The organism is Agrobacterium sp. K11 (genome assembly GCF_059429395.1).
Map to the genome: position 1 here is coordinate 207,493 of NZ_JCAHRB010000008.1, position 25,865 is coordinate 233,357.

The 25,865-nt window shown below is 60.0% G+C and carries 22 protein-coding genes; 19 read left to right on the forward strand and 3 right to left on the reverse strand.

What is annotated here, in order from left to right:
• Positions 1 to 200: 200 nt before the first annotated feature.
• Positions 201 to 1,502 carry an NtaA/DmoA family FMN-dependent monooxygenase gene (locus AC5SEO_RS15810; RefSeq protein ID WP_080849784.1) on the forward strand — a complete coding sequence of 434 codons (1,302 nt, stop codon included), beginning with the start codon at positions 201 to 203 and terminating at the stop codon, positions 1,500 to 1,502.
• A gap of 2 nt (positions 1,503 to 1,504) precedes the next feature.
• On the opposite strand, the gene AC5SEO_RS15815 is transcribed toward AC5SEO_RS15810, so the two are convergent.
• Positions 1,505 to 2,281, reverse strand: a complete 777-nt coding sequence (locus AC5SEO_RS15815; RefSeq protein ID WP_174069092.1) for an IclR family transcriptional regulator — start codon at positions 2,279 to 2,281, stop codon at positions 1,505 to 1,507.
• 272 nt (positions 2,282 to 2,553) lie between these two features.
• Here AC5SEO_RS15815 and AC5SEO_RS15820 point away from each other — a divergent pair, with 272 nt between their 5' ends.
• Complete coding sequence (locus AC5SEO_RS15820) at positions 2,554 to 4,653, forward strand: TonB-dependent receptor (protein ID WP_080849782.1); 2,100 nt, start codon at positions 2,554 to 2,556, stop codon at positions 4,651 to 4,653.
• 88 nt (positions 4,654 to 4,741) lie between these two features.
• Here AC5SEO_RS15820 and AC5SEO_RS15825 read toward each other — a convergent pair whose 3' ends face one another.
• Positions 4,742 to 5,929, reverse strand: a complete 1,188-nt coding sequence (locus AC5SEO_RS15825; RefSeq protein WP_003518112.1) for an acyl-CoA dehydrogenase — start codon at positions 5,927 to 5,929, stop codon at positions 4,742 to 4,744.
• Between the two features lie 96 nt (positions 5,930 to 6,025).
• Here AC5SEO_RS15825 and AC5SEO_RS15830 point away from each other — a divergent pair, with 96 nt between their 5' ends.
• From AC5SEO_RS15830 to cml, 9 genes are all read left to right on the forward strand, one after another.
• Positions 6,026 to 6,952 (forward strand): LysR family transcriptional regulator, encoded by a 927-nt coding sequence (locus AC5SEO_RS15830; protein WP_003518111.1) that lies wholly within the window; start codon positions 6,026 to 6,028, stop codon positions 6,950 to 6,952.
• Between the two features lie 128 nt (positions 6,953 to 7,080).
• On the forward strand, positions 7,081 to 8,148 hold the full coding sequence (locus AC5SEO_RS15835; RefSeq protein ID WP_025595077.1) for a LacI family DNA-binding transcriptional regulator: 1,068 nt from the start codon (positions 7,081 to 7,083) through the stop codon (positions 8,146 to 8,148).
• Positions 8,145 to 9,167 carry an ABC transporter substrate-binding protein gene (locus AC5SEO_RS15840; RefSeq protein WP_003518109.1) on the forward strand — a complete coding sequence of 341 codons (1,023 nt, stop codon included), beginning with the start codon at positions 8,145 to 8,147 and terminating at the stop codon, positions 9,165 to 9,167. The genes AC5SEO_RS15835 and AC5SEO_RS15840 overlap by 4 nt, the downstream gene beginning before the upstream one ends.
• Positions 9,168 to 9,336: 169 nt before the next feature.
• Positions 9,337 to 10,164, forward strand: coding sequence for an ABC transporter permease (locus AC5SEO_RS15845; RefSeq protein WP_003504739.1), 828 nt, complete (start codon positions 9,337 to 9,339; stop codon positions 10,162 to 10,164).
• Entirely contained in the window at positions 10,161 to 10,940 is a 780-nt protein-coding gene (locus AC5SEO_RS15850) for an ABC transporter permease (protein WP_003504740.1), read from the forward strand. The genes AC5SEO_RS15845 and AC5SEO_RS15850 overlap by 4 nt, the downstream gene beginning before the upstream one ends.
• Positions 10,933 to 11,958 (forward strand): ABC transporter ATP-binding protein, encoded by a 1,026-nt coding sequence (locus AC5SEO_RS15855; protein WP_495363894.1) that lies wholly within the window; start codon positions 10,933 to 10,935, stop codon positions 11,956 to 11,958. Before AC5SEO_RS15850 ends, AC5SEO_RS15855 begins: the two co-directional genes overlap by 8 nt.
• A gap of 2 nt (positions 11,959 to 11,960) precedes the next feature.
• Positions 11,961 to 12,881 (forward strand): nucleoside hydrolase, encoded by a 921-nt coding sequence (locus AC5SEO_RS15860; RefSeq protein WP_080849780.1) that lies wholly within the window; start codon positions 11,961 to 11,963, stop codon positions 12,879 to 12,881.
• Complete coding sequence (locus AC5SEO_RS15865) at positions 12,878 to 14,671, forward strand: adenine deaminase (protein ID WP_080849779.1); 1,794 nt, start codon at positions 12,878 to 12,880, stop codon at positions 14,669 to 14,671. Before AC5SEO_RS15860 ends, AC5SEO_RS15865 begins: the two co-directional genes overlap by 4 nt.
• 212 nt (positions 14,672 to 14,883) lie before the next feature.
• Positions 14,884 to 16,074, forward strand: a complete 1,191-nt coding sequence (gene cml, locus AC5SEO_RS15870; RefSeq protein WP_174069084.1) for a CmlA/FloR family chloramphenicol efflux MFS transporter — start codon at positions 14,884 to 14,886, stop codon at positions 16,072 to 16,074.
• Between the two features lie 74 nt (positions 16,075 to 16,148).
• Here the strand turns inward: cml and AC5SEO_RS15875 are convergent, their stop codons facing one another.
• On the reverse strand, positions 16,149 to 17,321 hold the full coding sequence (locus AC5SEO_RS15875) for a M20 aminoacylase family protein (RefSeq protein ID WP_174069086.1): 1,173 nt from the start codon (positions 17,319 to 17,321) through the stop codon (positions 16,149 to 16,151).
• Between the two features lie 208 nt (positions 17,322 to 17,529).
• Here AC5SEO_RS15875 and AC5SEO_RS15880 point away from each other — a divergent pair, with 208 nt between their 5' ends.
• From AC5SEO_RS15880 to AC5SEO_RS15915, 8 genes are all read left to right on the forward strand, one after another.
• The gene (locus tag AC5SEO_RS15880) at positions 17,530 to 18,237 is read left to right on the forward strand and encodes a phosphoribosyltransferase (protein WP_174069093.1); all 708 of its coding nucleotides are present in this window, start codon (positions 17,530 to 17,532) and stop codon (positions 18,235 to 18,237) included.
• A 206-nt stretch (positions 18,238 to 18,443) separates the two neighbouring features.
• A complete protein-coding gene (locus AC5SEO_RS15885; RefSeq protein WP_003518101.1) occupies positions 18,444 to 19,499 on the forward strand; it encodes a dipeptidase in 1,056 nt (351 codons plus the stop codon).
• 50 nt (positions 19,500 to 19,549) lie between these two features.
• The gene (locus AC5SEO_RS15890; protein ID WP_003518100.1) at positions 19,550 to 21,190 is read left to right on the forward strand and encodes an ABC transporter substrate-binding protein; all 1,641 of its coding nucleotides are present in this window, start codon (positions 19,550 to 19,552) and stop codon (positions 21,188 to 21,190) included.
• 18 nt (positions 21,191 to 21,208) lie between these two features.
• The gene (locus tag AC5SEO_RS15895) at positions 21,209 to 22,276 is read left to right on the forward strand and encodes an ABC transporter permease (protein ID WP_003518099.1); all 1,068 of its coding nucleotides are present in this window, start codon (positions 21,209 to 21,211) and stop codon (positions 22,274 to 22,276) included.
• Complete coding sequence (nikC, locus tag AC5SEO_RS15900) at positions 22,273 to 23,205, forward strand: nickel transporter permease (protein WP_025595070.1); 933 nt, start codon at positions 22,273 to 22,275, stop codon at positions 23,203 to 23,205. The genes AC5SEO_RS15895 and nikC overlap by 4 nt, the downstream gene beginning before the upstream one ends.
• The gene (locus AC5SEO_RS15905) at positions 23,202 to 24,038 is read left to right on the forward strand and encodes an ABC transporter ATP-binding protein (protein WP_003518096.1); all 837 of its coding nucleotides are present in this window, start codon (positions 23,202 to 23,204) and stop codon (positions 24,036 to 24,038) included. The genes nikC and AC5SEO_RS15905 overlap by 4 nt, the downstream gene beginning before the upstream one ends.
• Positions 24,035 to 24,784 carry an ABC transporter ATP-binding protein gene (locus tag AC5SEO_RS15910; protein WP_065658493.1) on the forward strand — a complete coding sequence of 250 codons (750 nt, stop codon included), beginning with the start codon at positions 24,035 to 24,037 and terminating at the stop codon, positions 24,782 to 24,784. The genes AC5SEO_RS15905 and AC5SEO_RS15910 overlap by 4 nt, the downstream gene beginning before the upstream one ends.
• A gap of 67 nt (positions 24,785 to 24,851) precedes the next feature.
• Positions 24,852 to 25,754 (forward strand): LysR family transcriptional regulator, encoded by a 903-nt coding sequence (locus AC5SEO_RS15915; RefSeq protein ID WP_013762298.1) that lies wholly within the window; start codon positions 24,852 to 24,854, stop codon positions 25,752 to 25,754.
• Positions 25,755 to 25,865 lie beyond the last annotated feature (111 nt).

Sequence of the window (25,865 nt, forward strand, 5' to 3'; positions counted from 1 at the left end):
AGGGCCATGCGTCGACTCGACGCACGTCCTACCTAAGCTGTTGAATTCACATATCGAACTCGCGGAAATCGGGTTCTGTACCGGCAAGCGCGACAGGCTGGTCTTGAAGCGACACTAAACTATAGTAAAATTCTCCACAAATCGAAATTTGCCGATTCACATCGCGGATTTCGTGATGATTTTTTCATTCGAGGTGTTTCATGTCAGTCGCGCTCAAGCTTCACGTCGGCATGTCGCTGGCGCCAACGTGGCTCAGCGGCGAGGCATGGCGGCGTCAAGACAGCGGTATAGACGGGGTTTTCTCCAGCGATTATTTCGTCGATCTTGCAAAGCGCGCCGAGGCTGCGCATGTGGATTTTGTCTTCCGGCCCGACACGCTGTTTCTGCGCACTGAGGGGCTGGAGACCGGCGGCGGATTTGCGAGCATGGACCCGAACATGCTTCTGGCCGCCATCGCACGGGAGACCAGCCATGTCGGCCTGTTATCCACGGTTTCAACGACATTCCTGCCGCCTTATGTGGTTGCCCGCCAACTGCAATCGCTGAACTGGCTGAGCAATGGCCGGGCGGGATGGAACATCGTCACGGCGCTGGACGGCCACGAAAATTTCGGCCTGAAAGAAATGCCGTCGCCCCAGGAGCGTTATGAACGCGCCGCCGAGTTCACGCAGGTAGTACAGCAGCTCTGGGCGAGCTTTCCCAACGAGGCGCTGAAGCTGGACAAAGAGAGCGGGCGTTTTGCAGATTCGTCGCTGGTCCAGCCAATCGCGCATGAAGGAAAGCACTTCAGCGTCAAAGGCCCGCTCAACCTGCCGGCCCATTCCAGCCGTATTCCACTGGTGCAGGCTGGAGCTTCCCCCGAAGGCCGCGATTTCGCAGCCTCCGTTGCGGATGCGGTCTTTGCCTCGACGCCGGATATGCAGGCGGCAATCGAGCTTCGGGCGGATTTGCGGCAAAGAGCGGAGCGGCATGGGCGCTCACCGGATGTGGTGAAGCTGATGCCGGGTCTCAGTCTTTATCTGGCGGACACCAAGAACGAGGCGCTGGAGCTGTTTGCTGAGACCCACGCAAGGGCCAACCATGGCCGCATATTTGCATCCATTCAAAATCTGACGGGTCTTGACCTTTCCGACTGGTCGCTCACGCGGATCGTCACCCCTTCTGACTTGCCGCCGCCGCCCGAGACACCGAGAAGCCGCACCCATGCCAATCTGCTCCGCCGGCTGATCGAACGGGAAACGCTGAGCGTTGCCGAATTGTTGCGGCGACCGGAAGTGATGGGGTCGGGCCATTGGCAGATCATCGGCACGGTTGAGGATGCTTTTGAAAGCATCCGCGAATGGGTGGCGGCCGGCGCGATAGACGGCTTTGTCGCGGTGCCTGGCGGTTCGGTCGCGTCGATGCGGCTGGTGCTGGAGCGGCTGCTTCCGAGGCTCGGTGATGCCGGGCTCTTCCGCACCGCCTATTCCGGCAGGACCTTCGCCGACCACCTGGCCGGATAGGTTTACGAGCCGCCGGATTCTGCCGTCGCCTTTCCGGCCGCTTCAAGAAGCTGCGGAAAGTGCCGCTCGGTCTCGGCGGTCGCGAGGAAAGAAACGGTGGTGACGACGCAACAGATTTCGCCCTGCGCGTCGAAAACCGGGGCGGCCTTGCCGGTCAGGGTGGAGAACAGGTGTTCGTTGAGTTCCGCGCCGCCTGTCTCACGAATGGCGTGCAGGACTTTAGCGTCAGGGCGGGACCCGCGAAAGGCGGGCGGCTGCAGCTTGCGCACCGGCGCTGTCCTGTCTGGTGGCAGATAGGCCTGAAAAACCAGCCCGCAGGCGCTGTTATCCAGCGGTAGAACATCCCCCAGCGCCACGGTGCTGATGGAGAAGCTGGCACTCCTGTGCCATTGCACCACGGTCGGGCCGCGATCGGTCCAGATCGCCACGCCGCAACTGGCGCCGATCTGCGAGGCCAGTGCTTTCATCTGTCGACCGGCGGTTTCGACCGGATTGATTCGTCTGAGCGCGCTGACGCCTATCGAGAGCGCGGTTGGGCCGAGGTCGTAGCTGCCGGTTGCAGGGTCCTGTGCCACCAGTCCCTCCCGCACGAGGCTTTGCAGGTAACGATGAGCTGTGGAACGGCCTGTGCCGGCGCGTTTGGCGAGTTCGCCGAGCGCAAGCGCCCCGTCCGATTTTGCCAGAAGGTCGAGAAAACGGGCAGCAATAGAGACCGACTGAATGAGGGCAGAGCGCTTCTCTCCGTCGTTTTCAGGCAGATTGTCCGGCTCGTCATCCATGGCGTCCAAGTCCGCTCCCCGATTTATGTCGTGAACATGCCTAGCGCATCCGACCGGAAATCGGAATCGATTTCTGAGTTATTTCAACGCCTTCCCCTTGAGGCGGGGAACTAAACGACAACGGCCAGTCGATAAACTTTGTTGTAAATATGGCACATCCCGTTACGGAACCCTATCCGTCCACAATACGGAACGCATTCTCTATTGCGAAACGGATAACGCTTCCGTTACTTGAATATGACTTTGATACTCATGTTTATTAGGGGTGTGTTATGGGGTTTCGTTCTAGCGGCCGTTTGATGGGCGGGGTCAGCGTTTTGACGCTGGCCGCCCTGTTTGTGACGCCGGTTTTCGCCCAGGAGCAACAGGCCGAGGCCTCGGGAACGACCGTTCTCAAGCCGATTGTGGTGACCGGCGAAAAAGTCGCGCGCGACATGAAGAACACGGCGTCTTCCGTCTCGGTCAAATCCAGCGATGAACTGAAAAAGGAAAAGACAGGCGATCCAACCGTCTCAGACGCGATCAAGGACATTCCAAACGTTGTTTATACCGACAATGTTAGCGCCCCGATCATTCGCGGTCTCGACACGCAGGGCCCGAACACCGGAGCAACGGCATTCTTCGCCGGCACCGTGCCGCGCGCCACGATCAATGTCGATGGTCACTATCTCGGTTATAACGAGTTCATCTATGGCGCGACGTCCATCTGGGATGTCGAAAGCATCGAGGTCTTCCGTGGGCCGCAGACCACATCGCAGGGCGCTAACGCCATTGCCGGCGCCATTCTCGTCAATACCAAGGATCCGACGTTTACGCCGGAAGCAAGCTATCAGGCCGAAATCGGGAATTATCACCAGAAGCGGGCGTCCTTTGCGGTCTCGGGCCCGTTGATCGAAGACGAGCTGGCGGCGCGTCTGGCAATCGATTATTCGGGTCGCGATACCTTTATCGATTACATCAATTCCGGTTTTGCCCACGCAGGCACCAACCAGGATTTCAAGGAATTCAACGCGCGTTTCAAGCTTCTGTGGGAACCGCCGGAAATTCCGGGCCTGACGACCAAGCTGACCTATTCCTATAACGCCGCCAACCGGCCGAGCCAGGAAGCGGCGTCGCGTCCTTTCGAGGATCTCAACCACATCACCACCACCATGCCGAGCTGGAGCCAGAATACCCACACCGGCATTCTCGACATCAATTACGACTTTGAAAACGGCGTAAAACTCTTCAACCAGACGCAATTTTCCGCTTCGGATGCGCGCCGCAGGGTGGGTGTGGTCAATAATGGCGATGCCAATATCGATCAGACGAACACGTCCCACGAGACCCGTGTGACCTTCGGTGATCAGGAAGATGTGCTGAGCGGCGTCGCGGGCATATTTTACGCCCACACGCAGGCCGATGAAGTTCTTTATCTGCGGGGTACCTACAACAACAGCGTTTCGACATTCGATGATACCAAGGACAATCTAGGTATCTTCAGCGAGCTGAGCTATCGCTTGACGGACCAGTGGACGCTTACCGGCGGCTTGCGTTACCAGACCGACCGTATCCAGCGGGCGGGCCGCTCCGTCTATTCGGCCAGGGCGGTGGATTTTGACGAGACATTCTCCGAACTGCTTCCCAAGGCCACGCTTGCCTATGCGATCAATGATGACTGGACCGTTGGCGGCATGATCAGCCGTGGTTACAATCCCGGCGGCATATCGCTGAACATCTCGTCGGGCCAATGGTTGCCCTTCGAGAAGGAAACCATCTGGAACTACGAACTCTACACGCGCGCGAAGTTGCTGGATGACAGGCTGACGCTCAACAGCAACCTGTTCTACATGGATTACAAGAACGCCCAGTACAATATTCCGGTCGTTATCTCGTCAGGCATTACTCAATCCTACACCATCAATGCGCAGAAAGCGCATGCCTATGGTCTGGAAGTCGGCGCCGACTATCAGGTTCTCGACAATGTGACGTTGAAGGCAAGTGCCGGCGTGCTGAAGACCGAAATCGACCAGATTTCCAGCAATGCCAGCTATGCAGGCAATGAATTCGCGAAATCGCCTGGTTACATGTTCAGCATCGGGGCAAGCTGGGATGTGACCGACAAGTTCACCGTCTCGGGTCAGGTGCGTCATATCGACGGTTATTATTCCGACACGGCCAACACGGCTGCCTATGCGATCGACCCCTACACCATCGCCGATGTGCGTGCGAGCTACAAGTTCCAGGAGGAGATGGAGGTCTACGCTTACGTGAAGAACGTCTTCGACGAGCGTGCGCCGACCTATATGCAACAGAACCGCGGCATTGGCGGCATCGAGGCCAGCATGACCGAACCGCGCATGTTCGGCATTGGTGTCAGAGGCACGTTCTAAGCGATTGCCTGAACCGGAAAAGTAAAAAGGCCTTCGAAGTGATTTTCGAAGGCCTTTTTTTCATGAAGGAAATGATGCGGAGAAGGTCTTAGAAAAACGCCTGAATGCCCGTCTGCGCCCGGCCGAGGATCAGCGCGTGAACGTCGTGCGTGCCCTCGTAGGTGTTGACCGTTTCGAGGTTCTGGGCGTGGCGCATCACGTGGTACTCGATCTGGATACCGTTGCCGCCGTGCATGTCGCGGGCCTGGCGGGCGATATCCAGCGCCTTGCCGCAATTGTTGCGCTTGATGATGGAGATCATTTCCGGCGCCATTTTGTGCTCGTCCATCAGGCGGCCGACGCGCAGCGATGCCTGGAGGCCGAGAGCGATCTCGGTCTGCATGTCGGCGAGCTTTTTCTGGTAAAGCTGCATGCCGGCCAGCGGCTTGCCGAACTGCTTGCGGTCGAGACCATATTGCAGGGCGCGGAACCAGCAATCCTCCGCAGCGCCCATCACGCCCCAGGAAATGCCGTAGCGGGCGCGGTTGAGGCAGCCGAACGGGCCTTTCAGGCCGGAAACATTCGGAAGCAGCGCATCTTCGCCCACTTCCACGCCATCCATGACGATCTCGCCTGTTATGGAGGCGCGCAGCGAAAGCTTGCCGCCGATCTTCGGTGCAGACAGACCCTTCATGCCTTTTTCCAGCACGAAGCCGCGAATCTGGTTGTCGTGGGCTTCGGATTTCGCCCAGACGACGAAGACATCGGCGATGGGCGCATTGGAAATCCACATTTTCGAACCACGCAGGCGATATCCGCCGGCGATCTTTTCGGCGCGGGTCTTCATTCCGCCCGGATCGGAGCCGGCATCCGGTTCGGTCAGGCCGAAACAGCCGATCAGCTCGCCGGAGACGAGACCGGGAAGGTATTTCTTCTTCTGTTCGTCCGAGCCATAAGCGAAGATCGGATGGATGACGAGCGAGGACTGCACGCTCATCATCGAGCGATAACCGCTGTCGATCCGCTCCACCTCGCGGGCCACGAGACCATAGGCCACGTAGCTGGCATTTGCGGCGCCATATTCTTCCGGCAGGGTGACGCCCAGAAGGCCGGTGCGGCCCATCAGGCGGAACAGTTCCGGTTCGGTGGTCTCAGAAAGATAGGCCTCGGACACACGCGGCATAAGTTCCGATTTGCCGAAGGCTGCGGCGGCGTCGCGGATCATCCGCTCGTCGTCGGTCAGTTGGTCTTCCAGCAGAAAAGGGTCCTGCCAATTGAATGCTGCGCGTTCGCTCACTGTGTGCCTCCGGATTTGCTGGCCGGATTATTCGTGTTAGCCCCTGATGGCACAAGCCATGTTTACTCATTTTTGCATTACATATAGTAATGGCTCATGACGTCTCTCAGCCGCAAACTCCTGCCCTCCACCAGTGCGCTTGCCGCCTTTGATTCCGTTGCCCGGCTTGGCAGCTTTTCAGCCGCTGCCGATGAACTTGCCTTGACGCAAGGGGCGATCAGCCGTCAGGTTATGTCACTGGAAGAACAGCTTGGCGTGCGCCTGTTCGAGCGCGGCGCGCGTGGAGTGTCACTGACGACCGAGGGTGGTGCTTACGCGAAATCGATTGCCGCAGCCCTTGGCGAGATACGTGCCGCCTCGTTGCAGATCATGACCAAAACGCATGGCAATACGCTCAATCTAGCGATGCTGCCGACATTCGGCACCCGCTGGCTTCTGCCGCGCATTCCTGATTTCGTCTCCAGTCATCCGGAAATCACCATCAATTTCGCCACCCGCATCGGCCAGTTCGACTTCGAGCGTGAGCAACTGGATATGGCGATCCACATCGGGCAGGCGGATTGGCCGGGGGCGGAAAGCACCTTTCTGATGCATGAGATGGTTGCGCCGGTATGCAGCCCCGAATTCCTGAAGGCGCATCCGGTCGAAAAGGGTGAGGATATTGCCGGCCTGCCTCTGCTGCACATGGCCTCGCGGCCTGGTGCCTGGAGCCACTGGTTCGAGAGCCTCGGCCATTCGCTTGCCTTGCCGCAGGGCATGCGGTTCGAGCAGTTTTCCAGCGTGGCACAGGCCTGTATCGCCGGACTTGGCGTGGCTTTGATGCCGCTTTTCCTGATCGATAACGAACTGAAATCGCGGCAACTGGTGAAAGCCTACGATCATCAGGCCAAAAGCCCGAGTTCCTATTATGCGGTCGCGCCGCTATCCCGTGCCAACCACGTTCCAGTCGTGCTGTTTCGGGACTGGCTGGTACGGCAGGTCGAGGCCTATCGTGCGGCGGGCAATCTGCCACTGGAAAAATAAGCGCACTTTTTTCGGGCATTTAGACTTAGTGCTTCAATTTTTGCCCGGTTTTGTCTCTGGCCGGACTCGACAGGACGGTTTTGGTCGATTATCGTGATTAAACGTTTAATCAGCCCTTTCGGACCATCATGGCGTCTTCACGGCCTGCCACCAATCTGAGCGCGATAGCAGCGGCACTCGGCGTGTCGGTTGCAACCGTGTCCAATGCGCTGTCAGGCAAGGGCCGTGTTTCGCCGGAACTGGTGGAGCGCATCCGCAAGACCGCAAGCGAACTTGGTTATGTGCCGAGTTCGGCGGGCAGGGCGCTGCGCACCGGCAGGTCAGGAGTTCTCGGGCTGGTGCTGCCGGATATCGCCAATCCACTCTTCCCACAGATCGCGCAGGCCATCGAAAAGGCAGCCGTCAATGCCGGTTATGGTGTTTTGATCGCCGACTCCCGCGGCGAGATCGCCATGCAGACGGACGCCATCAACCGGCTGATCGAGCGTGGAGTGGATGGCATGGTCGTCGTTCCCCGCCGCGGCACGCGTATCGCGGATGTCGATTGCCCGGTGGCGGTGATCGACAGCCCCTCGACGCCCGGAAATACGGTAGCCGCTGACCACTGGGACGGCGGCCGGCAGATCGGCGAATATCTCTCAGCCCTCGGACACGACAAGGTGGTGCTGATCGGCAAGAACCGCGACTCAAATGTGCAGAACGACCGACTCGGCGGCATTCGCGATGGTTTGGGCAAGGCCTGCGTCACGGAGACGCTGTGGGTAGACGCCATTGAAAAGGCGGATGGTGCGGGTTGCCGTCTCGGCCTTACCGAAAAGGTGAGGGATGGTTTCACTGCCTTTGCTGCCGTATCCGACCTGCATGCGTTGCGCGCGCTCACTGAATTGCAGCGCGAGGGCATCGAGGTGCCGGAAGAGGCGAGTGTCACCGGCTTCGACGATCTGATTTTCTCCGCCGTGGTGACGCCGCCGCTGACGACGATGCGCATGGATATGCGCCGCATCGCCGATCTGGCCGTGGATGCGCTGTTGCGCGCGATCGATGGCGAGGCGGGCATCGAAAACGGCATAGCTGCCGAGGTCACGGCAGAAATCTCGAAAGTACCGATGGCGCTGATCATGCGCGGCTCCACCGGCGAAAAAAAGCATGATGCGATTGAAGCCAAAAACACGACAGCAGGAGAACTCACACCATGAAAAAGATCATTCTTGCATCGGGCACCGCCCTGATGCTGACGATGGGTGCCGCGCAGGCGCAGGACAAGACGCTGACGATCTCGGTCTACGCCTTCGCGCAGGACGAATTCAAGGAACTGGTCTATACACCGTTCGAAAAGCAATGCGGCTGCAAGCTGGTCGTAGAGACCGGCAACAGCGTTGAGCGCCTCGCCAAGATGGAGGCCAACAAGGCCAATCCGGTGGTCGATCTCGCCATTGTTTCCATGGCGGATGCGCTTTCCGCCACCCGCAAGGACCTGATCCAGAAGATCGATGCCGCCAAGGTGCCGAATATCGGCAAGCTCTATGACATCGCCAAGGATCCGAATGGCGACGGCATGAGCGTTGGCGTCAACTTCTACGCCACGTCAATCGTTTACCGCACAGACAAGATGAAGATCGACAGCTGGGCCGATCTTTTGAAGGACGGTATCGTTGACCACGTCGCTTTCCCGAATGTCACCACCAATCAGGGCCCGCCGGCGCTTTACATGCTGGGCAAGGCCATCGGCAAGGATACGCCTGATCTTTCTGGCGCTATCGAAGCCGTGGGCGAAAAGAAGGACGATATCGTCACGTTCTACGTGAAATCCTCGCAGCTGGTGCAGCTCATGCAGCAGGAAGAAATCTGGGCCGCCCCCATCGGCCGCTTCTCCTGGGCGCCCTTTACCAAGCTCGATCTGCCGCTTGCCTGGGCAACCCCCAAGGAAGGCCAGACCGGCGGCATGAACGTGCTCGTGGTGCCGAAGGGCACGAAGAACGAAGATCTGGCGCTGCAGTTCATGGATTTCTGGCTCTCGACCGACGTTCAGAAGGCGCTGGCCGAAAAGCTCGTGGACAGCCCGACCAACAAGGAAGTCAAGGTGTCCGACGAGGTGGCGAACAACATCACCTATGGCGACGAAACCGCAAAAAGCCTGCAGCTCATTCCTTCCGCCGTGACGCTCGACAACCGTGACAAGTGGCTGTCGGAGTGGAACGCCAAGGTCGGTCAGTAAGTCCTTATCAAGGTTTGGAATGGGGCATTTAAAACGTCCGAAAGGGCGGCTCCATTCCCGGAAAAGCGGTTTGGTCGTCCCCTGACCGCTTTTCCACCTCTCAATTCCGCAAGCTGGCCCTGGCCGCTTGCAGTAACAATCGGCCGCAGGCCGTTCAGGGAATAAAGCGATGTTTCAGAACCGGGCCGAAGCGCTGGCGCTTGCATTGCCCGCCGCAATTTTCGCGGCGGCGGTCTTTCTTGTGCCGGTCTTCATGCTTCTGTCGGAGGGCTTTCACACCACTGACGGCTGGACATTGTCCGCTTACGCCGATTTCTTCTCCGATCCGCTGAACAGGGCGGTTTTCCTGCGCACCCTGAAGCTTGGCGCGCTCGTCACCATCGTATCTGCGGTGGTGGGTTATGCGGCGGCTTTCGCCATCGTCAATCTGTCGCAGGGCGCGAAAGGACATGTCGTCAATCTGGTCGTCTTGCCGCTGATGATCTCGCCGGTCGCCCGCACCTATGCCTGGATCGTCATTCTCGGCAGAACCGGCATCGTCAACCAGGCGCTTCAGGCGGTAGGACTGAGCGATGCGCCGATCCGTATACTGTTTTCCGAAACGGCTGTTTTCATCGGCCTTCTGCAGTTGTTCCTGCCATTGATGATCATTTCCCTCATCAGTGCGCTGGAGAATATGCCCAAGGATACGATCGCAGCCGCTCGCGTTCTCGGCGCAAACTGGCTGCAGGTGTTCTGGAAGGTCATCCTGCCGCTCACCAAGGAGGGGCTTGTTGTCGGCGGCACGCTGGTCTTCACCGGTTCGCTCACGGCCTATATCACGCCGGCCATTCTCGGCGGCTCCAAAGTGCTGATGCTGGAAACCCTGCTCTATCAGCAGGTGACGGTCTCCAACAATTTCGTCGCCGCCAGCGTCATCGCCTTCATCCTGATCGTCATGAGCTTTGCCGCCAATATCCTGCTGAAGCGCATCGCCACCGCAAGGAACAAGAAATGACCCGGCAGCTCTTCATTCCGCTCACGCTCCTGCTCGTTGTCGGCTTCCTGATCGGGCCGTTCCTCATCATCGTTGCGGCCTCATTTTCGGCCGGCGACACGCTCGCCTTTCCGCCGCAGGGCTTTTCACTGAAATGGATCGCGAAGGTCTTCACCGTCGAAAGTTTCCGTGAAAGCTTCGCGATGTCGATGTTCCTCGCCATTGGCGGCACATTCACGGCGCTCGTCCTCGGTATTCCCGCGTCCTACGCCATGTCGCGCTACAAGCTGCCCTTTGCGGAAACCGTGCGCACGATCGTTTCGGCGCCGATCATCGTGCCGGGTATCATCGTCGGTCTGGCGCTGCTGCGCTATTTCGTCGTGCCCTTCGGCATCGGCATCACGCTTGCCCTGTTTCTCGCGCACACGGCGCTCATCCTGCCCTATGCGGTACGGGTGGTTTCGGCCAGCCTCAACAATCTGCGTTCGGATATCGAGGAGGCGGCGGTGCTGCTCGGCTCGTCGCGGTTTGGCGCATTTTTCCGTGTAGTGCTGCCCAATATTCGCGGCGGCATCCTGTCGGCCTTCATCCTCGGTTTCGTGACGAGTTTCAATCAGGTGCCCGTGTCGCTGTTCCTGTCGGGTCCGGGCGTGCGCACGCTGCCAATCGATATGCTGGGCTACATGGAAATCGTCTTCGATCCGTCTGTCGCCGCACTCTCATCGCTGCTCGCCTTCCTTTCCATCGGCATCGTCTTCCTGGCCGAACGTTTTCTGGGGTTCTCCCGTTATGTCTGACGCAAATTACCTTTCGCTCCAAAAAGTGTCGCTCGCCTACGGCAACAGCATCGCCGTCAAGGATCTCGACCTCGATATCCGCAAGGGTGAACTTCTCGCGCTGCTCGGTCCTTCCGGCTGTGGCAAGACCACCACGATGCGCGCCATTGCCGGGCTGATGCCGGTGGCGGGCGGGCGCATCGATCTCGACGGCGCCGATATCACCCGCGTCGCCGCCAACAAGCGCGCCGTCGGGCTGGTGTTTCAGTCCTATGCGCTGTTTCCGCACCTGACGGTTTACGAAAACGTCGCCTTCGGCCTGAAACTCAAGGGCATGAACGGCAAGGCGCTTGATGACAAGGTCGCCTCCGGTCTGAAGTCCGTGGGATTGTCGAACTTCGCATCGCGCAAGCCGGCCGAGCTTTCCGGCGGCCAGCAGCAGCGCGTGGCGCTGGCGCGCTCCATGGTCATGGAGCCGAAGGTGCTGCTGCTCGATGAGCCGCTCTCCAACCTTGATGCGCGCCTCAGGCTTGAAATGCGCACCGAATTGCAGCGCGTGCAGAAGGAAACCGGTGTGACGATGATCTTCGTCACCCATGACCAGATCGAGGCGCTCGCACTGGCCGACCGTATTGTCGTCATGAAGGGCGGCAAGATTGAGCAGATCGGTACACCGGAAGAGATCTATAATGCGCCGGTTTCCGCCTTCGTGGCGGATTTCGTCGGCTTTGAAAACATCTTCGCGCTGGAAGGCGGCGCGTTGAAAACCGAAAACGGCACAACACCGCTTACCGGACCAGTCCCTTCAGCATCTGGACTGGCCTGGCGGCCGCGCATGGTCACCCTTGGTTCAGGTCCTTTCCAGGCAACCGTGCGCGGCACATCCTTTGCCGGAAATACCCGTGAGTACCTGCTGGATACGCTGCTTGGTCCCATCAAGGCGGAGACCGATGCTGCGCTGACCGCCCATACGATTGGTGATACGCTCGCCTTCGACCTTCCGGTCGAAAAGGCGGCAAGCCTCAAGGTGTTTGGCTGATCATGGGTGTGTGGATCGATACCGATATGGGCTTTGACGATATCGCCGCCATCATGGTGGTGCAATCGGCAGGCCTTGCCATAGACGGCATTTCGCTGGTCTTCGGCAATGCGACGCTGGATGTTGTCTGCAGCAACGCCGCAGGCGCGGTCGCCGCCTTCGGTTGGTCCATGCCGGTCCATCAGGGCCGTGTCAAACCCGTCCTTGGCGCGCTCGAAACCGCACAATGCATTCTGGGTGACAGCGGCATTCCGACCGTCGGCCGTAGCCTGCCGGATGCCCCCGCTCTACCGCAAAGCGACGCTTTCACTGCGCTGTGCGGCTGGCTTGAGGGGGCAGGCGAAAAGCGTATCCTCGCGCTCGGCCCGCTTACCAATATCGCCGCCCTTTGCCTCGCCCGGCCCGATCTTACCGCGAAAATTTCCGATCTGACCTGGATGGGTGGCGGCGTGACGAGCGGCAACCACACCGCATCTGCCGAATTCAACGCCTTTGCCGATCCGGAAGCGCTGGCCATCGTGCTTTCCCATGACCTGCCGCTGCGCATGGTCGATCTGGACGCCTGCCGCAAGGTCACCGCCTCGCCAGCCGATGTGCTGCCGATCCGAAATGCTGGCGGCAAAAACGCCGGCCTGATTGCCGACCTGTTGGAAGGTTTCATCGGCATCGCCACGAGACGCGGCAGACCGGGCATGGCGCTTTACGATCCCGTTGCCGCTGTCGGCTTCACCTCCGAGCTGCTTGGCTGGCGCCATACGCGGATCGATGTCGAGCTTCACGCGGCGCTAACGCGCGGGCGAACGGTGGTTGAGCCGCGTGCCGACAAGGTTGCCGCCTTCAACGCGCATTTCGCCGACACCGTGAATGCCGAAGCGGCAAAGGCTGCGGTTCTCGAGGCGTTGCGCCGCGAGGCTGCCCGATGAGTGCACAATCCCCGATACGCGAGCCGGTCGATCTCAACGACGATGCGCTGCGCGCCCGCGCGGTTGCCGCTGCGCGCGGCGATGCGGCTTTCGATGTTCTCATTACCGGCGGAACGCTGGTGGATGTGGTGACGGGGGAGCTTCGCGCCGCTGATATCGGCATTGTCGGTCCGCTAATCGCCAGCGTTCACGAACCGGCAAGCCGCAGCGATGCTGCGCAGCTCGTCGACGCGTCGGGCGCCTTTGTCTCGCCCGGCCTGATCGACACGCATATGCACATCGAAAGCTCGATGATAACGCCCGCTGCCTATGCGGCAGCCGTGGTTGCCCGCGGCGTCACCACTATCGTCTGGGACCCGCATGAATTCGGCAATGTCCATGGTGTCGAAGGGGTGCGCTGGGCGGCGAAATCCATCGAAAACCTGCCGCTGCGCGCCATTCTGCTTGCACCCTCCTCAGTGCCATCAGCACCGGGTCTGGAGCGCGGCGGCGCTGATTTCGATGCCGGAATTCTCGCTGATATCCTGTCGTGGCCGCAGATTGGCGGGGTTGCGGAAATCATGAACATGCGCGGCGTCATCGACCGCGATCCACGGATGAGCGGCATCGTACAGGCCGGTCTTGTCTCGGAAAAGCTGATCTGTGGCCATGCGCGCGGCCTGAAGGACGCCGATCTCAACGCCTTCATGGTGGCAGGCGTTTCTTCCGATCACGAGCTGGTCTCGGCTGAAGACCTGATGGCGAAGCTTCGGGCGGGGTTGACCATCGAGCTGCGCGGCTCGCACGATCATCTGCTGCCGGAATTTGTGGAGGCGCTGAATGCGCTCGGCCACCTGCCGCAGACGCTGACGCTCTGCACTGACGATGTTTTCCCGGACGATCTGTTGCGGGGCGGCGGGCTGGATGATGTGGTGCGCCGCCTTGTCCGTTATGGCCTGAAGCCGGAATGGGCGCTGCGCGCCGCAACACTGAATGCTGCGCAAAGGCTTGGCCGTGCCGATCTCGGCCTCATCGCCGCCGGTCGCCGCGCCGATATCGTCGTTTTCGAGGATTTGAGTGGTTTTTCAGCCCGTCATGTCTTGGCCGGTGGCAGAGCAGTCGCTGAAGGCGGGCGCATGCTCATCGACGTTCCGGCCTGCGATGCGACGGCGCTCGAAGGCTCGATGAAGCTGCCGCTGCGCGCAGCCGATGATTTCAGGGTTGCCTGCGAGGGCGCGAGGGTGCGCCTTGCCACCATCGACCGCCCACGCTTCACGCAATGGGGCGAGGCGGAAGCCGAGGTGAAGGATGGTTTCGTCGTTCCCCCCGAAGGCGCCACGATGATTTCCGTCACCCACCGCCACGGCAAGGCCGAGCCAGTAACCAGGACCGGCTTCCTTACAGGCTGGGGACGCTGGAACGGCGCCTTCGCCACCACCGTCTCGCATGACAGCCACAACCTCACTGTCTTCGGCGGTAATGCCGAAGACATGGCGCTGGCCGCCAATGCGGTGATTGCGACGGGCGGCGGCATGGCTGTCGCCTCTGAGGGTAAGGTGACCGCGCTTCTACCCCTGCCGCTCTCCGGCCTCGTTTCCGATGCGCCGCTTGAAGACGTAGCACAGGCTTTCGAGGAATTGCGCGCCGCTGTCGGCAAGGTGGTCGAATGGCAACCGCCCTATCTCGTTTTCAAGGCCTGTTTCGGTGCCACGCTCGCCTGCAACATCGGTCCTCACCAGACAGATATGGGCATTGCCGATGTGTTGACGGGACGGGTGATGGATAGCCCGGTGCTTGCGGTGGTGAAGTAACCCAGGGTCGAGCGTTGCCAAAAAGCCGGCATATTGCTAAATCCAACCCCTGTTTACCTGTCGCTCTATATGGATGTTGAACATGGGTGCCTCGAAGTCATCAGATAAGTAGCCGCAACGACGATATTTCGTTGTTGCGGCGTTCTGTCGAACGATCCCTGTTTCTTCGGGCAGACGCCGCCAAATGTCCTCATTTGAGCGGATCAATTCTAATGTCTATTCCAACTCCCGTTTGGGGGAGATCGCTGTTGGCAGCAATGCTGCTCATGGCTCCCTTTGATATTCTCGCCTCGCTGGCCATGGATATTTACCTGCCGGTCGTCCCCATCATGCCGGAAGCCCTCGGCACGACACCGGTGGTGGTTCAACTCACGCTCACCGTTTACATGGTGATGCTCGGCCTTGGGCAAATCGTGTTTGGCCCCATCTCCGACCGCATCGGCCGCCGGCCCGTCTTGATCGGCGGTGCCCTGCTGTTCGTCGTGGCCTCGTTCTGCCTCGCAGCTGTGACAACGGCGAGCGCCTTTATCGTTTTCCGGTTCCTTCAGTCGGTCGGCGCGGCGGCGGCATTGGTCGCCACTTTCGCCACCGTTCGCGACGTCTATGCGGATCGTCCGGAAGCAACGACGATATACGGAACGTTCAGCTCCATTCTCGCATTCGTCCCGGCACTCGGTCCGATTGTCGGGGCGGTCATCGCCAATGAATTCGGCTGGCGTGCCATCTTCGTCACCCTGGGCGCGGCAGCTTTCATTGCGACGGTTGCCGCAGGGATGAACTGGAGCGAAACCCGACCGGCGACGGCAACGATGTCACGCCCATCGCCTTTGCGCATGTTGGGCAGTGGTCGCTTCTGGACCTATACGCTTGGGTTCAGCACTGCCATGGGAACGTTTTTCGTATTCTTCTCCACCGCTCCGCTTGTCATGATCGGCAGGGCAGGTCTCTCCGAGGTGGAGTTCAGCATGGCTTTTGCAACCGTCGCAATCGCAATGATCGTTACCACCCGTTTTGCGAAGTTTTTCGTTGCCAGATGGGGTGTGCAGGGCAGTCTCGTGAGGGGCATGGCCCTGTTGTTGGTGGGGGCGTTTCTGTTCACTGCAGGTGAAGTCGGGGCGGTTCCGTCATTTTTGACGTTTATCGTACCGATGTGGGTCATGGCGGTCGGAATCGTTTTTACGGTTTCAGTCACCGCCAATGGCGCGCTGGAGGAGTTCGGGCACATGGCTGGAACAGCCGTCGCCTTCTATTTCTGCATTCAAAGTCTGTTTGTGGGAATAGCGGGCACCTTGGCTGTCGTCATTCTGCCGGGTGATGCGGCATGGCCGGTGATCGCCTATTCATCGATCATGGCCTGCCTTGTCCTGACGGCGCTATATTTGTTGAACCGCCGGAATATCTAAGCGAGAAAGCCGGGCAGCGCGTCTGCCGCTGCCCGGCTTTTCAGATTTGGGAATGCAAAAAGTGGCTTTCGGCCTTATTCCGCCGCCAGTTCCTGCTCCACCAGTGTTGCCCAGAAAGCGACGCCGGGAACGATTGCCGCGTCGTTGAAGTCGTAGGAGGTGTTGTGGTGCAGCGCGCCATCCACCGCGGGGCCGTTGCCGAGCCAGACGTAGCAGCCGGGGGCTTCGCCCGCGAAAAAGGCGAAGTCGTCGCCGGCGGTCGAGGGCGGGAAGGCGGTGCGGGATTTGTTGCCGAAGACGGTCTTGGCGGCTCGGAGCGCCCGTTTCGTCGCATCGGCATCGTTGATGACGGGCGGAATGCGGCGGATGAATTCATAGCTTGCCTCGATGCCGAACATCGCCGCCGTACCGTTGGCGAGCCTGCCGATTTCCGTTTCAAGCTGGCTGCGCACATCCGGCGCATAGGCCCGCGCCGTGCCGCCGATTTCGACCAGATCGGGAATGACGTTGAGCGCCTTGGGGTCACCCGCGTGCACCGAGCAGGCGCTGACGACGGCAGGTTGCAGCGGATCGACGACGCGGCCGACGATGCTTTGCAGCGAAGCGAGGAAGGTGCCCGCCGCCGTTACCGGATCGCGGCCGAGATGCGGCTTGGCGCCGTGGGTGCCAATGCCCCTGAAGGTGACGCGCCAGCTATCGGAAGAGGCAAGCTGCGGTCCTTCCACCACGGCCATTTCGTCAATGCCAAGCCCCGGCATGTTGTGCAGGCCATAAACTGCATCGCAGGGAAACAGGTCGAAAAGCCCGTCCTCAACCATTTTTTTGGCGCCGCCACGGCCTTCTTCGGCCGGCTGGAAGATGAAATGGACGGTGCCGGAAAAATCGCGGGTACTGGCGAGATAACGCGCAGCGCCCAGCAGCATGGCGGTGTGGCCGTCATGGCCGCAGGCATGCATCTTGCCGGGGAACTTCGATTTATAGGGCCGGTCGGGAATTTCCGGCATGGCCAGCGCATCCATATCGGCGCGAAGACCGATGCTGCGGGTGCCGTTGCCCACCTGCAGCGTGCCGACCACGCCGGTACCGCCAAGGCCGCGATGCACCTTCACTCCCGCCCTTTCGAGAAGATCGGCGACGATGGCGCTGGTTCTCTCCTCTTCAAAGCCCAGTTCCGGATGGGCGTGGAGATCGTGGCGAAGCTCCGTCAGGAATGGCAGGTCCTCGCCGATGCGGTCCAGCAGTCTCATGGGTAGCTTGTCCTTGAATATGGGGAAAACCCACGCCATAGGTGGGCTTGTCCGAATGCCTGTTGCTTTGTTTCCTTCTAGCTGAAAAACCCAATGAAATGAACCCGCCGCATGCCTGCGGTTGTCGAAATGCCTGATATGCCGAACGGGGATGGCGCGGATGAAAATCACTTCCGCTTTTGCCGTCCCGCTTCTGAAAGGAAAACCGATGCCGCAATCCGCATCGCCCGCCGCATCATCCCCCGCCGCGCCGCATGAGTTCTGGCAGGATGTTCTACCGCCCCGTTCATTCGATACGACAGGCCCGCATTCGGCTTTCTTTCCGGCGGAGCTGGATGACGGGCGGCAGATCTGCCTGCCGATCCGGCCCTTGGCGGATGGCGAACATGCGCTCGCCTCGCTCATCGTCAATCAGGCCTCTTTTGACGTGCTGGAAGTGCTGGCCGCCGACCTTGCGGAAAAGCTTCGCCCCCTCAAGCCAGATGTCGTGATCGGCCTGCCGACTCTGGGGCTGACGCTTGCCGCAGCCGTTGCCCGTCACCTCGGCCATTCGCGATATGTGCCGCTCGGCACTTCGCGCAAATTCTGGTATCTGGAGGAACTGTCGGTGCCGATGTCCTCCATTACCACCAAGCAGGAAAAACGGCTTTACATCGATCCGCGCATGTTACCCCTCATCGAGGGCAGGCGGGTGGTGCTGGTGGACGATGTCATCTCCAGCGGCAGCTCGATCATTTCAGGTCTTTCGCTTCTCGCCTCATCCGGCATCAAGCCGGTGGTAATCGGCGCTGCCATGCTGCAATCGGATCGCTGGGTGCAAAAAATCGCTGCTTTCGGGCCGGAATGGCCGGAGCGGGTGAGGGGTGTTTTCGCGACGCCGCTGCTGAAAAAAGCCGTAGGCGGCTGGCAGGCTTGACGTTGCGCAATTCCCGGCAAAAGGCAAGTGGTGATAATTTCATCGGTGCCTAATTTGCGTCTTGCGGAGCCGTGAGAGATCGTCCTAAGATCGTTTCTGACAGACTATAGCAGTCGGCGAAAAATGCGCCGGTTTGCTCTCGCGCGGTGTTATTCCGGCGTCTGCCCGCCCCCTTTTGGTTTTGCCGCTTACTGGAATTTCTTGACATGCATGCAGTGTTCGACGGTCATAATGATGTGCTGCTTCGGTTGTGGCGCAACAGCAAGGCCGGTGGCGATCCGGTGGCTGAATTCAAGAACGGTACCCGCGAAGGCCATATCGACGGTCCGCGTGCACGTGCAGGCGGTCTCGGCGGCGGCATCTGCGCCATCTACATTCCTTCCGGCGATCTGGTCCTGCAGGAGCCGGACGCGCAGGGTCATTACGACACACCGCTTGCGGCGCCGCTCGAACGCCAGCCCTCGCTCGATATTGCGATGGAAAAGGCTGCGATCGCGCTCAGGCTTGACCGTGCCGGCGCCTGGCGCCTTTGCCGCTCGACGGCCGATATCCGCAAGGCCTTTGCCGAGGATATTTTCGCGGCCGTGCTGCACATGGAAGGCTGTGAGGCGATCGGTGCCGATCTCGATGCGCTTGAGGTTTTTTATGCCGCCGGCCTGCGTTCGCTCGGTCCGGTCTGGAGCCGGCACAATATTTTCGGTCACGGCGTTCCCTTCTCCTATCCAATGTCGCCCGATACCGCGCCCGGCCTTACCGATGCCGGTTTTGCGCTGGTCAAGGAGTGCAACCGGCTCGGCATTCTCATCGATCTCGCCCACATCACCGAAAAGGGCTTCTGGGATGTGGCGAAGACCACGAACCAGCCTTTGATCGCCAGCCATTCCAACGCACATGCGCTCACCCCCGTCGCCCGCAATCTTACTGACCGGCAGATGGATGCCATCAAGGAGAGCGGCGGTCTGGTGGGCCTCAACTACGCGGTCACCATGTTGCGGGCGGATGCGCGCGACATTGCCGACACGCCGCTTTCCGACATGGTGCGCCACATCGACTACATGGTGGAGCGTATGGGCGTCGATTGCGTGGCGCTCGGATCGGATTTCGACGGCGCGACGGTACCCGTTGGCGTTGCCGATGCCAGCGGCAACCACAATCTGGTTGCGGCGCTGAAATCGGCGGGCTACGGTGATGGAGAACTTGCTAAAATATGCCGGGAAAACTGGCTGCGCGTCCTATCCCAGGCCTGGCACGAGCCGGCCTGAAGGCAAATAAAAGCGAACTAAATCAATCTCATAACAAAAGGGGAGATCCTATGATCAAATCGCTCAACAAGTCCATGCGTATCCTCAGCACCAGCGCTGCTCTGTCGCTGATGATGCTGTCTGCGCCGCACGCTTTTGCCGCCACGCCGGCCGATACGCTGGTTGAAGGTTTCGCCATCGACGACATCATCACGCTCGATCCGGGTGAGGCATTCGAGCTTTCGGCAGCTGAAGTTACCGGCAACACTTACAGTAAGCTGGTTTCCATCGATCTCAACGACACCTCCAAGGTGATCGGCGATCTAGCCGAGAGCTGGACGACCTCTGAAGACGGTCTCACCTATACCTTCAAGCTGAAGACAGGCCTGAAATTCGCCTCCGGCAATCCGGTGACGGCAGATGATGTTGCCTTTTCCTTTGAACGTGCCATCAAGCTCGACAAGTCGCCAGCATTCCTTCTGACGCAGTTCGGCCTCAAGGGCGACAACGTCACTGAGAAGGCGAAAGCAACGGACGCCAACACCTTCGTACTGACGGTCGACAAGCCCTATGCACCGAGCTTCGTGCTGAACGTTCTGACCGCGACCGTTGCCGCAGTTGTCGACAAGAAGCTGGTGACCGAAAAGGCCAAGCCCGTCACGCCGAGCGCCGATTACAAATACGACACCGATTTCGGCAATGCGTTCCTGAAAACAGGTTATGCCGGTTCCGGCCCCTACAAGATCCTTGGCTGGAAGGCCAACGAAGCCGTCATTCTGGAGGCCAACCCCAACTATTACGGTGAGAAGCCGAAGTTGAAGCGCGTGGTCTATCGTCACATGAAGGAAAGCTCCGGCCAGCGCCTGGCGCTTGAAAATGGTGATATCGACGTTGCCCGCAACCTCGAGCCGGGTGATATGGAAGCCGTTTCCAAGAAGGAAGGCCTTGCCGTCACCTCCGCGCCCAAGGGCACCGTTTATTACTTCAGCCTCAACCAGAAGAACGAGAACCTGAAGAAGCCTGAGGTCGTTGAGGCCTTTAAATATCTCGTCGACTACGACGCGATCGGCGCGACGATCATCAAGGGCATCGGCGAAATCCACCAGACCTTCCTGCCAAAGGGCCAGCTCGGCGCGCTTGACGAGAACCCATACAAGCTCGACGTCGCAAAGGCCAAGGAACTGCTGGCAAAGGCTGGTCTGAAGGACGGCTTCACCGTGACCATGGATGTGCGTAACACGCAGCCGGTGACCGGAATTGCCGAAAGCGTACAGCAGACGCTGGCGCAGGCTGGCATCAAGCTGGAAATCATTCCCGGCGACGGCAAGCAGACGCTGACCAAGTACCGCGCCCGCACGCACGATATCTACATCGGCCAGTGGGGTTCGGACTATTTCGACCCGAACTCGAATGCCGAAACCTTCACGATCAACTACGACAACTCCGAAGAAGGCAAGAACAAGACGCTTGCCTGGCGTAACGCCTGGGACGTTCCGGAGCTGACGAAGGAAACGCAGTCGGCACTTCTGGAAAAGGATAATGCCAAGCGCGCCGCCATCTATCAGAACCTCCAGAAGGAAGTTCTCGAAAAAGGCCCGTTCGTCATCATCTTCCAGCAGACGGAAGTGGCGGGATACTCCGCGAAGCTCAAGGGCCTGAAGCTCGGACCGAGCTTCGACACCAACTACGTCTATACGATCTCCAAGGAATGATCCGGAAGGATCGGTCTCTTGAGCATCGTTGAAGCAAACAGCCGGGCGAGGCAGGGCAAACGCCGTGCCAACGCCCGCGCGAAGGCCATTCTTGGCTTCGCCGTCACCGTCATCACCACCTTTCTGGGGCTGATGGCGGTCACATTTTTCATTGGCCGCGTTGTGCCGATCGATCCCGCACTGGCGATTGTCGGCGACCGCGCGCCTGCGCATGTGGTCGAGCGCGTGCGTGAGCAGCTCGGCCTCAACCTGCCGCTCTGGCAGCAGTTCTTCATCTATCTGAAGCAGGCGCTGTCGGGTGATTTCGGCATCTCAGTCCTCACCACCAACCCGGTGATGGAGGATATCAAGCGGGTTTTCCCGGCAACCATAGAGCTTGCCACGCTCGGCACCATCATCGGCGCCGTTTTTGGCATTCCGCTCGGCGTGCTTGCCGCGGTCAAGCGCGGCAGCTTTGCCGACCAGGTCGTGCGCGTCATCGGCCTTATCGGCTATTCCGTGCCGATTTTCTGGCTTGGCCTCCTGGCGCTCCTGGTGTTTTACGCCCGGTTGCAATGGGTCGCCTATCCCGGCCGGATGGATATCGTCTACGAATTCACCTTCACGCCGGTCACGGGTTTCTTCCTGATCGACGCGATCTGGCAACGGCAATGGGACGTATTGTGGGATCTGTTCCGCCACATCATCCTGCCCGCCTCGCTGCTCGGCTATTTTTCGCTGGCCTATATCAGCCGCATGACGCGTTCGTTCATGCTGAATGAGCTCGCCCAGGAATATATCGTTGCGGCGCGCGCCAAGGGGCTTTCGGAAACGCGCATCATCTGGTTTCACGCTCTGCGCAACGCCGCCGTGCCGCTGGTGACCGTGATTGCGCTATCTTACGCCGGTCTGCTGGAAGGTTCGGTGCTGACCGAAACCATCTTCGCGTGGCCGGGGCTCGGCCTCTACATCACCAATTCCCTGCAGAATGCGGATATGAATGCCGTTCTTGGCGGCACGATCGTGATCGGCGCCATCTTCGTCGGCATCAATCTCTTCTCCGATCTGCTTTACCGGACGCTCGACCCAAGGACGCGCAGCCGATGACGATTTCGACCGATACACTCAAACCCTACAGCCGCGAATGGCTGCTCTCCGACCGGCCTGCCTCGCGCAGGCAGGCACGGCTTGGCCGTGCCTATGTCATCTGGCGGCGCTTTTCGGAAAACCGGCTGGCGCTGCTTGGCCTCGGCATCATCATTGCGCTGCTGTTTGTCGCGCTGTTTGCCAATGTGCTTGCACCACACGATCCGGTGCAGGGCGATCTGCGCAATGCCCGGCTTCTGCCTCCGGGGACAGAAGGTTACCTGCTCGGCACTGACGATCAGGGGCGTGATATTCTCTCGCGCCTCATCCACGGTTCGCGGCTGACCCTGTTCGTCGTGCTGCTGGTGGCCATCATCGCCGCACCCATCGGACTCATCGTCGGCACCGTCTCGGGTTATGCCGGCGGCTGGGTGGATGCCGTTCTGATGCGCATCACCGATATCTTTCTGGCCTTTCCGAAACTGGTTCTGGCGCTTGCGCTGGTGGCCGCACTTGGACCGGGCATTGAAAACGCGGTGCTCGCCATCGCGGTCACCTCATGGCCGCCCTATGCGCGCATCGCGCGCGCCGAAACCATGACCTTCCGCAATTCCGATTTCATCGCGGCGGTCAAGCTCATGGGCGCGTCGCCGTTTCGCATCGTCCTGAAACACGTCATGCCGCTTTGCATGTCGTCGCTCATCGTGCGTGTCACGCTCGATATGGCGGGCATCATCCTCACCGCGGCCGGTCTCGGCTTCCTTGGCCTCGGTGCACAGCCGCCGCTGCCGGAATGGGGCGCGATGATTGCTTCCGGACGCCGCTTCATTCTCGATCAATGGTGGGTGGCCGCCATGCCGGGCATTGCGATCCTGATCGTCAGCCTCGGTTTCAACCTTCTGGGCGATGGCCTGCGCGATGCGCTGGACCCCAAGGAGGCGAACCAATGAGCGCGCCGCTTCTGACCGTCGAGAACCTGCGCGTTTCCTTCCCCACCCGCACCGGGCTGGTGGAGGCGGTGCGTGGCGTCTCGTTCACGCTGGGACGCGAACGCCTAGGCATCGTCGGCGAGTCCGGCTCCGGCAAATCGCAGACCGGCCGCGCCATCATGGGGCTGACCCCGAAAAGTGCGCGCATCGAGGCCGATGTGTTGCGCTTCGGAGATGTCGATCTTCTCGGTGCTTCGGCAAAGGAGCGGCGGCTCATGCGCGGCAAGCGCCTGGCCATGATCCTGCAGGACCCGAAATATTCGTTGAACCCGGTCATGCCCATCGGCCGCCAGATCATGGAAACGCTGCGTACCCATGAGAGCATCGGTTCTGGCGAGGCGCGCCAACGCACGCTCGCCATGCTGGAGGCGGTGCAGATCCGCGATCCCGAGCGCGTGTTCGATCTTTACCCGCACGAGGTTTCCGGCGGAATGGGCCAACGCGTCATGATTGCCATGATGCTGGTCTGCGGCCCGGAACTTCTGATCGCCGATGAGCCGACTTCCGCGCTCGACGTGACGGTCCAGCTCGAAGTGCTCGATATTCTCGACAAGCTGGTTCGCGACCGCGGCATGGGGCTGATTTTCGTCAGCCACGATCTGAGGCTGGTGTCGTCTTTCTGCGACCGCGTTCTGGTCATGTATGCGGGCAAGGTCGTCGAAGAGCTGTCTTCTGCCAATCTTAAAGAGGCGAAGCATCCCTATACGCAGGGTCTTTTGAACTGCCTGCCGGAAATTGGCGGCCACCGGCATCCGCTGCCGGTTCTGGAACGCAAGGCGGAGTGGCGCGCATGAACACGGTTCTTTCTATCAAAGACATGGTGGTCGATTTCGACGGATATATCGCGCTCGACAGCGTCAGCATCGATGTGGCCGAGGGTGAGTCCTTCGGTATCGTCGGCGAGTCCGGTTCCGGCAAGTCGACGCTGCTTCGGGCGATTGCCGGCCTCAACCATTTCGACGAAGGCTCGTTGATGGTGGCCGGTCGCTCCTATTCGGGCAAGCACCGCGACAAGAGCTTCTATAGCGATGTGCAGATGGTGTTTCAGGACCCTTACGGTTCCCTGCATCCCCGCCAGACAGTGGATGCGCTGCTGCTGGAACCACTCGTCATCCACGGTCTCGACAATCGCGAGCAACGCATCGCGCGTGCGCTTGATGAGGTGGGTCTCGGCACCGGTTTCCGCTTCCGCTATTCGCACCAGCTTTCCGGCGGTCAGCGGCAGCGTATTGCCATTGCCCGCGCGCTGATCGTCGAGCCGAAGATTCTGCTACTGGATGAGCCGACGTCGGCGCTCGACGCGTCCATTCAGGCGGAAATCCTCAATCTGCTGGAACAGGCCCGCAAGGACCGCAACCTCACCTTCGTTATGGTCAGCCACGATCTCGGCGTCATCAGCCACATGTGCGATCGCCTTGCGGTGATGAAAAGCGGCAAGGTGGTGGAAATGCTGGAGGCGGAAGCGCTGGAAAGCCGCGAGTTTACTGCGGATTATACCAGGCAGCTGCTGGTGGCGAGCGAGGGCTTCAAGCGCGCTTGAGCTGCCGCTATAGTCGGGTCAAGCCCGGCATGACGGACAGTGTCGGCCAAAAAAGGGTATCCCGACCATGCAATTGCGCGCATTGATGTATTTCGACGAACTTGTCCGCACCAATTCCATGCGCGCCGCTGCCGAAAATCTAAATGTCGCGCCGACGGCAGTCAGCCGCCAGATCGAGAACCTCGAATATTATTTTGGCTCGCCTTTGGTGGAGCGTTCCAGCCGGGGCGTGAAGCTGACGGCAGCGGGGGAATTGCTGGCTGCCCGCGCCGGCAAAACGCTGCGCGAACTCGACCATGTGCACCAGCTGATCGATGACCTGAAGGGGCTTCAGCGCGGCCGGGTCACCGTTTATGCCAATGGCGCGACGGTTGCGAACCTTCTGGCGCCGGTGCTGGCGCAGTTCAGCCTCAAATATCCGCAGTTGCGCTTCGAGGTGCACATCACCAGCGCGCGCCAGGCGATGGAAGCACTGGGTGCAGCCGAAGCGGATCTGGTCGTCAGCCTTTTTGCGCCCAAGGTCTCCGGCGTGAAAGTGCGCTCGCGCACCCGTATCAGTTACGATGCTATCTTTCCGACCGGCCATGCTCTTGCCGCGCAGGCGGAAGTCTCGCTGAAGGAACTGGCCAGCCTGCCGCTTGCCCTTCCGGACAAGAGTTTCGCGGCGCGTCAGGCCTTCGATACGCTGTTTGCCGATGCCGGTATCGAGCTTGATCCGGTCTTTATCACCAGTTCGCTGGAAATGCTGAAGGAACTGGTTCTGGGCCATGCCGCGGCCACGCTGTTGCCGGCCTTGTCGGTGGCGCGTGAAATCCGCAGCGGCCAGATGGTTGCTGTTCCACTTTCCGGCAAGAAGGGCATCCACACCCAGATCGATCTCTGCGTGGCGCCCGACCGGCAACTATCCTTCGCCGCCTCCAAACTTGCCGATTTCATCGAGCGTTTCATGCGCGAGGCGACAGCGGGGTAGGGGAATTCGTCAGCCTGGAGAATTGTCCATCCCGGTTGATTTCCATCCGTATTTACGTGTAGCCATTTCAGCTACACGGAGCACACAAAAATCACGATTGTGTGTGCGCCT